The organism is Streptomyces griseorubiginosus (genome assembly GCF_001514195.1).
GTDB classification, from domain to species: domain Bacteria; phylum Actinomycetota; class Actinomycetes; order Streptomycetales; family Streptomycetaceae; genus Streptomyces; species Streptomyces griseorubiginosus.
In genome coordinates, this window is the sequence record NZ_KQ948743.1 from 116,111 (window position 1) to 128,771 (window position 12,661).

The 12,661-nt window shown below is 68.5% G+C and carries 10 protein-coding genes and 1 pseudogene; 8 read left to right on the forward strand and 3 right to left on the reverse strand.

Annotated elements, in window-relative coordinates:
• Nucleotides 1–14: 14 nt before the first annotated feature.
• From AQJ54_RS34005 to AQJ54_RS34020, 4 genes are all read left to right on the forward strand, one after another.
• Nucleotides 15–998: a carbohydrate ABC transporter permease gene (locus tag AQJ54_RS34005; RefSeq protein ID WP_062243963.1), complete on the forward strand. Its 984-nt coding sequence runs from the start codon at nt 15–17 to the stop codon at nt 996–998.
• Nucleotides 995–1,840, forward strand: coding sequence for a carbohydrate ABC transporter permease (locus tag AQJ54_RS34010; RefSeq protein WP_062243974.1), 846 nt, complete (start codon nt 995–997; stop codon nt 1,838–1,840). The genes AQJ54_RS34005 and AQJ54_RS34010 overlap by 4 nt, the downstream gene beginning before the upstream one ends.
• A 64-nt stretch (nt 1,841–1,904) precedes the next feature.
• Entirely contained in the window at nt 1,905–3,656 is a 1,752-nt protein-coding gene (locus tag AQJ54_RS34015) for an amylo-alpha-1,6-glucosidase (RefSeq protein ID WP_062243976.1), read from the forward strand.
• 84 nt (nt 3,657–3,740) lie between these two features.
• Nucleotides 3,741–6,932 carry an RICIN domain-containing protein gene (locus AQJ54_RS34020; RefSeq protein WP_062243979.1) on the forward strand — a complete coding sequence of 1,064 codons (3,192 nt, stop codon included), beginning with the start codon at nt 3,741–3,743 and terminating at the stop codon, nt 6,930–6,932.
• Nucleotides 6,933–7,032: 100 nt separating this feature from the next.
• Here AQJ54_RS34020 and AQJ54_RS34025 read toward each other — a convergent pair whose 3' ends face one another.
• Nucleotides 7,033–7,929 (reverse strand): LysR family transcriptional regulator, encoded by an 897-nt coding sequence (locus tag AQJ54_RS34025; RefSeq protein ID WP_062243981.1) that lies wholly within the window; start codon nt 7,927–7,929, stop codon nt 7,033–7,035.
• A gap of 126 nt (nt 7,930–8,055) precedes the next feature.
• Between AQJ54_RS34025 and AQJ54_RS34030 the strand changes: the two genes are divergently transcribed.
• Nucleotides 8,056–8,931, forward strand: coding sequence for an NmrA family NAD(P)-binding protein (locus AQJ54_RS34030; protein ID WP_062243984.1), 876 nt, complete (start codon nt 8,056–8,058; stop codon nt 8,929–8,931).
• Between the two features lie 62 nt (nt 8,932–8,993).
• On the opposite strand, the gene AQJ54_RS34035 is transcribed toward AQJ54_RS34030, so the two are convergent.
• The gene (locus AQJ54_RS34035) at nt 8,994–9,557 is read right to left on the reverse strand and encodes a cysteine hydrolase family protein (RefSeq protein ID WP_062243986.1); all 564 of its coding nucleotides are present in this window, start codon (nt 9,555–9,557) and stop codon (nt 8,994–8,996) included.
• An 819-nt stretch (nt 9,558–10,376) separates the two neighbouring features.
• Between AQJ54_RS34035 and AQJ54_RS34040 the strand changes: the two are divergent.
• From AQJ54_RS34040 to AQJ54_RS47480, 3 genes and pseudogenes are all read left to right on the forward strand, one after another.
• Nucleotides 10,377–11,393, forward strand: a pseudogene (locus tag AQJ54_RS34040) (Mu transposase domain-containing protein).
• 3 nt (nt 11,394–11,396) lie between these two features.
• Nucleotides 11,397–11,912: an ATP-binding protein gene (locus AQJ54_RS47475; protein WP_282959641.1), complete on the forward strand. Its 516-nt coding sequence runs from the start codon at nt 11,397–11,399 to the stop codon at nt 11,910–11,912.
• The gene (locus AQJ54_RS47480) at nt 11,909–12,211 is read left to right on the forward strand and encodes an ATP-binding protein (protein ID WP_282959643.1); all 303 of its coding nucleotides are present in this window, start codon (nt 11,909–11,911) and stop codon (nt 12,209–12,211) included. Before AQJ54_RS47475 ends, AQJ54_RS47480 begins: the two co-directional genes overlap by 4 nt.
• Before the next feature lie 4 nt (nt 12,212–12,215).
• Here AQJ54_RS47480 and AQJ54_RS34050 read toward each other — a convergent pair whose 3' ends face one another.
• Nucleotides 12,216–12,653, reverse strand: coding sequence for a hypothetical protein (locus AQJ54_RS34050; protein ID WP_062244396.1), 438 nt, complete (start codon nt 12,651–12,653; stop codon nt 12,216–12,218).
• Between the last annotated feature and the right edge of the window lie 8 nt (nt 12,654–12,661).

Consider the following 12,661-nt stretch of genomic DNA (forward strand, 5'->3'; position numbering starts at 1 on the left):
ACTCCGGCCAGCCGATGAAACCCATGACACAGGTGCCGGAACGCCGGTCGGTGCAGAGCCGGAACGGGGCGGCCACCTCCGCCCCGTCCCCGGCCCACGCACGAGCCCGGCGCCGTCCGACCTCCCAGCAGTGGGCAGCCTGGGCCTTCCTCGCCCCGGTCACCCTCTACCTCGCTCTCTTCTACGCCTATCCCCTCTACCGCAACCTCGACCTGAGCCTGCGCAACTACACCGTCCGCTCCTTCGTCCAGGGCGACGCGCCCTTCACCGGACTGGCCAACTACCGCAAGATCTTCGACGATCCGACCTTCGCCCCGGCCCTACTGCACACCGCGGTCTTCACCGCCGTCTGCCTGGTCTTCCAGTACGCCATCGGGCTCGCGCTCGCGGTCTTCTTCAACCAGAACTTCCGGCTCTCCGCCACCCTGCGCGCCCTGTTCCTCGTCCCGTGGCTGCTGCCGCTGATCGTCTCGGCGTCCACCTGGTCCTGGATGCTCAACAGCGACTCCGGCATCGTCAACACCCTGCTGAGCGCTTTCGGGGTCGGCCCGGTCAACTGGCTGACCTCACCCTCCTGGTCCCTGACCTCGGTGATCATCGCCAACATCTGGATCGGCGTCCCCTTCAACCTCGTCGTCCTGTACAGCGGCCTGCAATCCATCCCCACCAGCCTGTACGAGGCCGCCGCCCTGGACGGGGCGAACGCCTGGCGCCGCTTCTGGAGCATCACCTTCCCGCTGCTGCGCCCGGTGTCCGCCATCACCCTGCTGCTGGGCCTGGTCTACACGCTCAAGGTCTTCGACATCATCTGGATCATGACCAAGGGCGGCCCGGCCGACTCGTCCACCACCTTCGCCACCTGGTCCTACCAACTCGGCTTCGGCAACCTGCTGCCCGCCTTCGGCCCTGGTGCGGCCGTGGGCAACCTGCTCGTCGTCGCCGCCCTGGTCTTCGGCCTGATCTACCTGAAGGTCCAGCGAAAGCAGGCGCTGTCATGACAGGAATCGCCCTCAGCACCCCACAGCGCCGCACCCGCACATGGGTCAGGACGACCGTCGGCGTCCTGCTGACCGCGGCCATGCTCTTCCCGGTGTACTGGATGATCAACGTGTCCTTCACCCGCGACCAGGACATGCGCAAGAGCCCGCCCGACCTTTTCCCCGTCCACGGCACTCTGGAGGGCTACCGCGCCGTCTTCGACCAGCAGTTGCCCTACCTCGGCACCAGCCTGGTCATCGGCCTCGGCACCGTCGTACTGACCGTGGCCCTGGCAGCCCCCGCCGGCTACGCGCTGGCGAAGCTCCGCCCTCGCGGAGGAGGCGTACTCAGCTTCCTCCTCCTGGTCGCCCAGATGGTGCCCGGCATCATCATGGCGATGGGTTTCTACGCCATCTACCTCCAGCTCGGCCTGCTCCAGTCCGTCCCGGGCCTGATCGTCGCCGACTCCACCCTCGCGGTCCCCTTCGCGGTCCTGATCTTCACCGCGTTCATGTCCGGCATCCCGGGCGAGCTGATCCAGGCCGCGCAGATGGACGGGGCAAGGGCCCTGCGCACCTTCTGGTCGATCGTCCTGCCGATGAGCCGGAACTCGGTCGTCACGGTCTCGCTGTTCGCGTTCCTGTGGTCCTGGTCCGACTTCGTCTTCGCCAGCACCCTCGCCAACGGCGGCGCCCACGAGCCCATCACGCTCGGCATCTACCACTACATCGGCAACAACAACCAGCAGTGGAACGCCATCATGGCCACTGCCGTCGTGGCCTCCCTGCCCGCCACGGTGATCCTCGTCCTCGCCCAGCGCTACGTCGCCGCCGGCGTGACCGCCGGTGCCGTCAAGGACTGACCACTCCCTCGCCGGCCGACGGCAGACCGCTGATCTCTCCTGCCCAAGAAACGAGTTGCCCCACATGACCGCCGCCCGATCCGGCCCGCAGTTCTCCGTCCATGACATCCCGTTCAGCACGCACGGATCCTGGTTCGGTTTCTCTCCCGTGCTGGCGGAGAAGACCCGCTCCGAGGACCTCCACCTCGTCTCGCACCAGAACGGCATGCACGCCGTCCTGCGCCTCGTCCCCCTGGACGCGGCCACGGGCGAGCGGGCCGGGACACGTGTCGAGGCGGCCCCGGGCCTGCTCAGCTGGCTCGGCGAGCGCGGCCGTGTACGACTCGCCTACGCGACGCCGGACACCGTACGCGTGCACGGCGACCAGCTGGGGCTGCGTGTCACCGCGGCGGCGCAGAGCCTGACCCCCTTCAGCGGGACCTACTTCTACCGCGACCCCGTGGACAACGCCCACGTCTTCACCTCGTACGAGACCGGCCGCCGCTACCGGATCACCGTGCTGTCCGGCACGGTCACCGAGGTGTCCGGTGCTCAGGCCCTGGGCGCCGGTGACCGGGGTCTCGCGGTCACCGCCGGAGCCGACGGATCGTGGGAGATCGCGATCGAGGAAATCGACAGTGCGCGACAGCCCTACCGCTCGTCGGCGGCGTTCGGCGAAGTCGTGGAGGCCGCGCGACGGTCGTTCGCCGAGTTCGTCGACGCCATGGCCCCCTGGCGCTCGTGCGACACCCCGGCCGTCGAACTCGCCGCCTACGTGGTCTGGTCGGCGACCGTCCGCCCGGCCGGCCTGGTCACCCGCCCCGCGGTGCTGATGTCCAAGCACTGGATGGACAAGGTCTGGAGCTGGGACCACTGCTTCAACGCCCTCGCTCTGGCGCCGGGACACCCGCAGCTGGCCTGGGACCAGTTCTCCCTGCCCTTCGACCACCAGGACGAGACCGGCGCTCTGCCGGACTCGGTGGCCCACTCCGAGGTCCTGTACAACTTCGTCAAGCCGCCCATCCACGGCTGGGCCTTGTCCCACCTGCGCAGACTGCTGCCCGAACGCCTCAGCCGGCAGGAACTCGCCGAGATCTACGGCAGGTTGGCACGGTGGACGGAGTTCTGGCTCACCGCCAGGCGCGCACCCGGTGCCGCCCTGCCCCACTACCAGCACGGCAACGACAGCGGCTGGGACAACGCCACCACCTTCGACCCGGAGCGCGTGGCCGTCACCGCCGACCTCGCAGCCTTCCTCGTCCTCCAGCTCCGCGAACTGGCTTGCCTGGCAGACGAGTTGGATTTTCCGGACGACGTCCGCCGGTGGTCCCGTACCGCCGAGGCCACCCAGGCCGCCATGCTCGACGAGCTGTGGGCAGGAGAGCGGTTCGTGACGCGCGGTGCGGACAGCGCCGCGACCTGGGCAAGCTCCAGCCTGCTGGACCTGATGCCGATGGCACTGGGCGAGCACCTCCCCGAGCACGTCGGCAAGGCCCTGGCCGCCCGGATCGAGACCCACCTGACCGCGTACGGGCTGGCCACCGAACTGCCCACCTCACCCCACTACTTGTCCGACGGTTACTGGCGCGGTCCGATATGGGCACCCGCCACCGTCCTCATCGAGGACGGTCTGCGCCGGGCCGGCCACCAGCGACTGGCCGACGACATCAGCGCCCGCTTCCGCGCCCTGTGCGAAACCCACGGCTTCGCCGAGAACTTCGACGCCCTCACCGGCACCGGCCTGCGGGACCGCGCCTACACCTGGACCGCCAGCAGCTACCTCCTCCTCGCACGCGACCACCGGCGCCGCGCTGACATCGCCGCCTCCGTCGTCTGAATCGCGAGCGGCGACCCACCCACACGTCCGGCACGGGGGCCGGCAGCACAGCGACAACAACCCCATCCGAAGGGACGTAAGCACATGCCAGCAATCGGGCAAAGACGCTCGGCCGCGAGACGCCTCCTCCGCGGCGTCGCGACGACGCTGCTTCCGCTGACCCTCGTCGCGGGCGTCACCGCCGTGACGGCGACGCCGGCCTCCGCCGCCAACCCCACCCTCACCGTCGACCTCGGCAACTCCACCGGGGCCTTCCGCGGCGGTGCCTCCGGGGCGCTGTACGGCCTGTACGGACCGGACGTTCCGACGAACAACCTCATCGAGGGGATGGGGCTGACGACCACCAACACCAAGTACCAGGACGGTCAGCAGCACCCCGGATCAGACGCCCTGGAGATCGCGAAGCCGTTCGTGGACAGCGGTGGCAGGGACGTCATGATCTACATGACGGACGTGTACCGCACGGTCTACGAACGGACCAGCTACGCGCAGTACCAGGGGTACATGAGAACCCAGGTCGAGCAGGCGATGGCCAGCCCGTATGCCAGTCACATCGTCTTCGTGCCCTACAACGAGCCCGACATAGGCTGGTTCAACGGCATGCGCAGCAACTCGTCGACGCTGGCCGCGTTCAACGCCGAGTGGCGCCAGACCTACAACTTCATCAAGGGCATCTGGCCCGCCGCACGGCTGGCAGGGCCCAACCTCGCCGGCTTCAGCGCCTCCACCCTCGGCACCTTCCTCAGCTACTGCAAGACCAACAACTGCCTGCCGGACGTGGTCACTTGGCACACCCTCGGCAGTCCGGCGGACGTCCGCAGCACGGTCGAGGCCTACCGGGCGGCGGAGGCTTCCGCCGGAGTCTCCCCGATCACCGTCAACCTCAACGAGTACGCCCACCGTTACCACCTGACCGACCCCGGCCAGATGGTCCAGTGGATCGCGGGCATGGAGGACGAGAAGGTCGACGGCAACCTGCCGTACTGGAACATCAACGGCAACCTGGGCGACTCCGCAGCCGCACAGAACACGCCCAACGCCCAGTGGTGGCTGTACAACTGGTACAGCTCCATGAAGGGCGGCAACACCGTCAAGGTCACCAGCAGCGGGGCCAACGCCGCGTACACGCTGCAGGGTGTGGCGAGTCTGGACACGGCCAAGAAGCAGGCCCGGGTCATCCTTGCCGGGGGCGGCACCAGCGGTGCCTCCGACACGGTCATCAAGAACATCGACCCCGCCGTCTTCGGCAGCACCGTGCACGTCAGCGTGTTCCAGGACCGCTGGAGCGGCTACATCGGCGCGGCGGCCACCCCGACCCGGCTGTCCGACGCCGACGTCGCCGTGGGCTCCGACGGCTCAATCACGGTTCCGATCAGCCTCGACGCGATGTCCGCGTACCAGGTGATCGTCTCCCCCGGCGGCACCGGCAGCGCAACCACCTCCGACAACACCTGGCGTGGCACGTACGAGGCCGAGAACGCCACGCTCAGCGGCAGCGGCTACAACATCAACACCGAGGGCACCACCGGCAACGTAGGCAAGTTCGCCACCTCCGGCACCAAGGACGTCGGCGGCCTGCGCACCGGATCGACCACGGTGGTCTCCTTCAACGTCTCCGTGCCCACCACCGGCGACTACAACCTCTCGGTGTTCGGCAACAGCTACGCCAAGGACTCCGACGTCAAGGGCCCGACGAACATCTACGCGCGGGTCGACGGCGGCGCCTCCACCAGAATCGACATCCCGGTGGGCTTCCAGTGGGTGGTGTGGGGACACGACGACGCCACCGTGCACCTCACCGCGGGCAGCCACACCATCACCCTGGCCACCACGGGTGACAACGGCGCGGCGACCGTCGGCGACGCGATCATCGACAAGATCGACCTCCAGTACAAGGACGCCTCCGTCCAGGGCACCACGCTCTACGAGGCCGAGCAGGCGAACCTCTCCGACAGCGCCACCGCCACCTACGCCTCCCAGGGCCAGTCCGGCGCCGGCGCGGTCAATCTCACCTCCGGCAAGTCCGCCACGTTCTGGGTCTACTCCGCACGGGACGGCTACGCCGACCTGACCGCCCGTTTCCGCAACACCGGCCAGGCCGACCTGACCGTCAACGGCAGAACCGTCAACGACCAGACCCTCTCCGGTGCGACGACCGGCGCCTGGTACACCTCCACCAACCGGGTCTACCTGAACGGCGGGATCAACAAGGTCAAGGTAACCGGCTCCGGCGGCACGCTCGCCCTGGACGACCTGGCGGTCACTCCGTTCAGCGCCAACGACCCCGTCACCACCGGCAACGTCGTCACCTACCAGGCCGAGAACGGCACTCTCACCGGCACCGCGGCCGTCGACAACACCTACAGCCAGGCCAACGGCGGTGTCGTCACCGGCATCGGCAACGGAACCGCCAACTCCCTGACCCTCAACGTCAACGCGCCCGCGGCCGGCACCTACGCCATGACCATGCGCTTCGCCAACAACGAGGAACTGCCCTCCAATCACTACAACCCGGACCTGTACGCCGAGCACGCCGACGTCAGTGTCAACGGCGGCACAGCCACCCGCGTCAACTTCGCCAGCACCCTGCACTGGAACCAGTTCCAGAACTACACCGTTCCCGTGACCCTCACCAAGGGCGCCAACAGCGTCAAGTTCACGGCCTCGCAGCTGTACAACTGGGACGGCACCACCGTCGGCGTCGTCTACTCCGGCGGCGGCAGCGACATCGGGCAGCCGATGCGGTCCAGCTCCGCGCCCCACCTGGACCAGGTCTCCTTCGCCCCAGCGAGTCTGCACATCGGCGCCGCGGCCGGGTTCTCCTCGACTGCCGTCGCCCAGCACAGCGGGCTCTGCCTGGAGAACCCCGGTCAGTCCACCGCCGACGGCACCCAGTACCGGCAGAACACCTGCGGGAACGGACAGGAGCAGGTCTTCGACTTCCACCCCGTCGCCGGGACGACCGACACCTACACCGTCGTCAACCACTACAGCGGCAAGTGCCTGGACATCAGCCAGATCTCCACTGCCGACGGCGCCGCCGTCCAGCAGTGGACCTGCCTCAACGGCCCCAACCAGCGCTTCACGCTGCGGCCGGTGACCGCGCTCGGCAACAGCCACGACTACCAGCTCGTGGCCGTGCACAGCGGCAAGTGCGTCGACGTCAGCACCATCTCCACGGCGCCCGGCGCCCTCGTCCACCAGTGGACCTGCGACACCGGCTCCACCTTGAACACCAAGAAGAACCAGATCTGGAGGCTTGCCGGCAAGGACTGACGAGGAGCGGCTCCCGCGCCCGGTAGGACCCGAGGGGGCCACGACATCCGGTCGTGGCCCCCTCGGCGGCGGCCGGCTGTGGCGTCGATGGTGACGGGGCTCAGCCGGGCGTGCTGTGCACGTAGGTCTCTGCTTGTGCCTGGTGGGCGACCTCGACCGCGGCGCGGACGAAGGCGGCGACGGCCGGTGAGCGGGCGTCCTGGGGCCAGGCGACGGCCAGGGTGCAGTCCGGGACGTCACTCACCGGCCGAAAAGCGACCCCGGGGCGTGGGTTACGGCGGGCCACCGACGTCGGCGTGAAGAACACGATGCTGCCCGTCTCCACGAGGCTGAAGATCTCCGACAGGTTGGAGGCCGGTGCCGTTTCCCCGGGCGAGGACGGCGCGGTTGGGCCCTCGTCGGACGGTGCGCCGTTGAGGAGGCTGCGGCCGGACAGGTCCGCCAGGCACAGCTCGGTCCGGGCAGCGAGCGGGTCGCCGGCGGCCATGGCGACCAGGACCGGCTCGGTCAGCAATGGTTCACTGTCCAGTCCACGCTCGTCCACGGGGCGCAGCACGAGCGCGACGTCGGCGAGACCCTCGCGCAGCGCTTGGGATTGCGCGCCGATCCCGCCGAGGACCAGCTCCGGGGGCAGGGCGGCTCGGTCGGCGCTGTAGGCCTCCAGGATCTGCGGCAGCAGACCGCCGTCGATGTCGGCCTTGAGGGCGATACGCAGCCGGGGCGAGACGCTCCCCGCGTGCCGAGCCCGGCGGGCGGCGGCGGTGACCGCCTCCAGGGCGGTTCTGGCATCGCGCAGCAGGACCTCTCCGGCACCGGTGAGCCTCACCTGCCGAGTGGTCCGTTCGAACAGCGTCACGCCGAGCTGTCGTTCAAGGTCACGGATCGTTCGGGACAGAGGGGGCTGCGCCATGCCCAACCGCTCGGCGGCGCGCCCGAAGTGCAGTTCCTCCGCGACGGCGACGAAGTAGCGGAGCTGGCGCACCTCCAGATCATTCATACCTCCAGAGTATCAATTGCGATCGAAGTGGTCCTTCACCTGCGCCGTTGCGACGGGTTCACTCGAGAACGACCACCCGGGCACTCCCTCTCGGGTTCGCCCTCGCCCGCCATCCACGGAGGCATCGTGATCGTCATTACTACCCCGACCGGTGACATCGGCCGACAGATCCTGGACCGTGTCCTGGGCAGCGGTGAGGCGGTCCGGGTGATCGCCCGCGACTCCTCCCGTCTCCCGGAACACGTGCGCACACAGGCGGAGGTGGTGGAGGGTTCCCACGCCGACGCGAGCACGATCGCGAAGGCACTGCAGGACGCCGACCAGCTGTTCTGGCTCGTGCCGCCGGCCGACTTCCAGGACGCCGAGCCCACCCGGAGCTACTACCTGGACTTCACCCGCGCCGCAGCCCGGCAAGCCGCGAGCCGGGGCGTGCGGATGGTGCACGTCACGTCACTGGGGTACGGCTACGCCGGTGAGGCGGGCCTTCTGTCGGCCGCGCTCGGCATGGACGAACTGATCGAGAGCACCGGCGTGGAGTACCGGGCGCTGGCACTGCCGTTCTTCATGGAGAACATCCTCCGCCAGGCCCAGCCCATCGCACAGCAGGGCGTGTTCTCCATGGCGAACACCGCGGACCGGCCCCTGCTGACCGTCGCCACCCAGGACGTGGCCGCTGCGGCGGCGGCCCTTCTGCTGGACCCCACCTGGCAGGGGCAGGCCCGCATTCCCTTGGTCGGCCCCGACGACCTGTCCCCCGACGCCATGGCCGAGATCATCTCCGAGACTCTCGGCAGGCCGGTGCGCTACGAGCAGGTTTCCCTCGCCGACTTCCAGGTCCGCCTGGTGCAGCACGGCGCGAGCCCTTCGCTGGCCCGGGGATGGTCCGACATGGTCAACGCCCAGAACAACGGTATCTACGACGCCGAACCCCACGCCGCGGTGTGCGCCACGAGCTTCCGCCAGTGGTGCCAGGACGTCCTGAAGCCGGCCGTCCAGTCCTGACCAGCACACGAGGCAACGCCGGCAGAGCGACCCCTGAGCGCTCAGGAGGAGCCGCACCTCCGCTAATGCGGCTCGATGGCCTTGAGCCACTCCTCCACGGCCAAGACATCTGCCCACTGGGGAAACAGCGTTTCGGTGAGCATCCGGTGCACCTCGGGGTCGGTGTCGAGGCAGGCGTCGGCCAGGACGGTCAGGCCGAAGTCCAGGTCGACGGCGCGCCAAAGGGTGGAGAGCACCACAGCGCTGGTGGCGATCCCGGTGAGAACAAGGCTGTCGATATCGCGCGCCCTGAGGACCAAGTCGAGGTCGCTGCCCGAGAACGCGCTTCCCCGCCTCTTGGTGACCACGACGTCCCCGTGCTGAGGTGCGACGTCGTCATGGATCTCGGTGCCCGGGGCTCCCTCGGTGAACAGGCCGGCCCGCACGGCGTTTGTCATCACCTTGTTGCGGGGGCTGACCTCTGGATCGCCCGGCCGTAACCCGAGCACCACGTAGATCACGGTGATGCCCGCAGCGCGGGCACCGTCGATCGCCTTTCGCAGGCGCGGCAGATATCCGGAACCGTCATCGGCGATGGCCACGACGTCCCGTTGGACGTCCATCACCAGAAGTGCGCTGTTTCCCATGCTTGCCGTCCCTTCTTCGTTGGGACCACTCTGGTGGATCAACCGCACTGCCATCGAGGTTTCAGAGATCTTCACAGCGCCGTGCTCCAGTCCCCCCACGACAGCGTCACTTCGCTATGCGCTGTAGATGGTCAGAATCGGGACGACAGCGTCTCTGCGAGCTCGCATGGCTGCGGGCCACGTCCAGTTCGGGACAGCAAGCCAGGACGTCTTCATGCCGGCCCGGTCGTCTCGCTCTTGAGAGCGTCTCGGGACGGGACTCCGGACTTCAGTGCTGAGGGTGGTCGCGCTGGGACGGGTGGGGGGAGCTGATCCGACGCCAGTGGCCGTGCACGAGGGCTTCGGCCTCCTGCACCGCCCGCTCGGGGTGCCCAGCTCGACCCGCGGCAGAACCCATGCGCCAGGCAGCCCTCAGCGTGGCCCGACGTGAGGCGCGGCGGTACTCAGCAGCAGTACACGGGCTGCTGTTCCGGCCCGCCAGGCACCATCGCGCGAGCAGCATCGCTGCCACCGCCGACAACGCGCTGACGGCGTACATCTCATGACCGGCCACCGGATCCTCCTGCCGCACGTATCGATCGTGCCGGGTTCGTATGCCCCCGAATCGCATTCTCAACGTCACAGCTGGGCCAAGAAAACCTCACAGCCGTCGCCGGGTCGTGGTAGCCCCACGCACGGCGCGGGCAAGGTCATCTTTACGCCGGTGCCGCGGCGGCCGGCGCACCAGGCGGTGCGCGTGTCGTGATCCCCCCGTCGGCGATTCCTGAAAACTGACCCCCCAGCAGTCCGCGAATCTTGACCCCTCCTGACTCTTGGAGGGTGCTGAAGGTGGAGGACTGGGCAGAGATACGCCGGCTTCATAGCGCGGAGGGGATGCCCATCAAGGAGATCGCACGTCGAGTCGGGGTGGCCCGGAACACGGTTCGAGCCGCATTGAACTCGGATCGGCCGCCGAAGTACGAACGCGAGCCCCGCGGCCAGGTCGCGGACGCCTACGAGTCCCAGATGCGGGCCTTGCTGCGGGAATGGCCACGGATACCCGCCCCGGTGATCGCCGACCGGATCGGCTGGCCATACTCGCTGCCACCGCTGCGCAAGCGGCTCGCGCTGATCCGGCCTGAGTACGTAGGCATCGACCCGGTCGATCGCGCCACCTGCGAACCCGGGCAGGTCGCCCAGTGCGACTTGTGGTTCCCGGAGACGAAGTTGCAGGTCGGGGCCGGTCAGCAGCAGGTCCTGCCGGTGTTGGTCATGACGCTCGGCTTCTCCCGCTTCATGACCGCGGTGATGATCCCGTCCCGGCAGGCCGGCGACATCCTGTCGGGCATGTGGTCCCTGATCCAGGGCATCGGCCGCGTCACGAAGACGCTGGTCTGGGACCGGGAGGCCGCGATCGGCGGGACGGGGAAGGTCACCGCCCCGGCGGCGGCCTTCGCCGGCACCCTGGCCACGCAAATCAAGCTCGCCCCGCCACGGGATCCCGAGTTCAAAGGCCTGGTACTACGTCCGCGTCGACACCGTCGACTACTCGGTCGACCCTCAGGTCATCGGCCGGTTCGTCGACGTCACCGCCTCACTGGTGACCGTGACCGTGTTCTGCGAGGGGAGGGTCGTCGCCCACCACAGCAGATCCTGGGCCAAGCAGCAGGTCGTCACCGACCCGGTCACGCGGCGACCGCCGCCAAGATGCGCGAGGCCCTCGCGCTGGACCGCCAAAGACGCCAGGCGGCCACCCGTCACCACAGCGACGGACATGCCGTCGCCCTGCGGGCCCTGCCCGACTACGACGCGCTCTTCGGCGTCGACTTCAACCCGCCCGCCACGAAAGCAAGGTGATACGTGACCACAACAACGAAGCCCAAGCCGGCCTCGGCGGGCTCACCGAAGGACGGCTTGCCGTCCATGCTCGCCTACCTGACCCGAGTGCTGAAGATGCCCACCATCGGCGCCTTCTGGGAGGAGCTGGCCGATCAGGCCCGCGACCGGAACTGGTCGCACGAGGAGTATCTGGCCGCGCTGCTGCAGCGGCAGGTCGCCGACCGGGAGAGCAAGGGCACCACGATGCGGATCCGCACCGCCCACTTCCCGCAGGTCGAGACGCTGGAGGACTTCAACCTCGACCACCTGCCCTCGCTCCGTCGTGACGTCCTCGCGCACCTGGTCACGGGGACGTTCGTCGTGAAGGCGGAGAACGTGATCCTGCTCAGGCCGCCCGGGACCGGGAAGACACACCTGGCCATCGGGCTCGGGGTCAAGGCCGCCCACGCGGGCTACTCGGTCCTGTCGACACCGCCAGCAACTGGATCTCCCGCCTCGCCGAGGCCCACCACTCCGGCCGGCTGGAGGCGGAGCTGAAGAAGATCGGCCGCTACAAGTTGATCATTATCGACGAGGTGGGCTACATCCCGTTCGACCAGGACGCTGCGAACCTGTTCTTCCAGCTCATAGCCTCGCGCTACGAGCAGGGCTCCGTGATGGTGACCTCGAACCTGCCCTTCGGGCGCTGGGGAGAGACCTTCTCGGACGACGTCGTCGCGGCCGCGAGGATCGACCGCCTGGTCCACCACGCCGAGGTCCTCACGCTCACTGGCGACTCCTACCGGACCCGGGCCCGACGCGAGTTGCTGGCCAAAGACCGGGCCGGACGGGAGTGAGCCGTCACAGAGTCCACCAGCAATAAAGGCGCAGGTCCGCGGCGCTAGCCCGTCTGGCCAGGCCGACCAGGGCTTCCAGGACCACCGCTGCTGTCGCCGCATCGAGTCCGACGACCCCGCCGGCCGCAGACCAAGCCGCGGCCGCGGCCGCAAGGTCGTCCCCGGAGGCGGAGACCAGGACATCGCACAGCGTGTCCGACACGGTCAAGACGAACGGGCTGTCGACGTCCTCAGAGGACAGCAACTGTCCCACCCTCGGGCGCCGGCTTGCCTCTGCATAACTGCAGCCGGACATCACAGCCTCGACCTGGGCTATGGCATCGACCGGATCGATGTCCTTGAGGAAGATCACGTCCAGCCCTGCACGGACCGGTCCACCAGCCTCGATCACGGCAACGGCGGACTCATCATCGGCGGCAGAGAAGTAGTCAGCGTCTGGCATGCCACGGA

Excerpts from the sequence above, each read along its gene's own strand:
- AQJ54_RS34020 (WP_062243979.1), top strand. The coding sequence starts at position 3,741 with ATGCCAGCAATCGGGCAAAGACGCTCGGCCGCGAGACGCCTCCTCCGC.
- AQJ54_RS34015 (WP_062243976.1), top strand. The coding sequence starts at position 1,905 with ATGACCGCCGCCCGATCCGGCCCGCAGTTCTCCGTCCATGACATCCCG.
- AQJ54_RS34035 (WP_062243986.1), bottom strand. The coding sequence starts at position 9,557 with ATGGGAAACAGCGCACTTCTGGTGATGGACGTCCAACGGGACGTCGTG.
- AQJ54_RS34025 (WP_062243981.1), bottom strand. The coding sequence starts at position 7,929 with ATGAATGATCTGGAGGTGCGCCAGCTCCGCTACTTCGTCGCCGTCGCG.
- AQJ54_RS34050 (WP_062244396.1), bottom strand. The coding sequence starts at position 12,653 with ATGCCAGACGCTGACTACTTCTCTGCCGCCGATGATGAGTCCGCCGTT.
- AQJ54_RS34010 (WP_062243974.1), top strand. The coding sequence starts at position 995 with ATGACAGGAATCGCCCTCAGCACCCCACAGCGCCGCACCCGCACATGG.
- AQJ54_RS34005 (WP_062243963.1), top strand. The coding sequence starts at position 15 with ATGAAACCCATGACACAGGTGCCGGAACGCCGGTCGGTGCAGAGCCGG.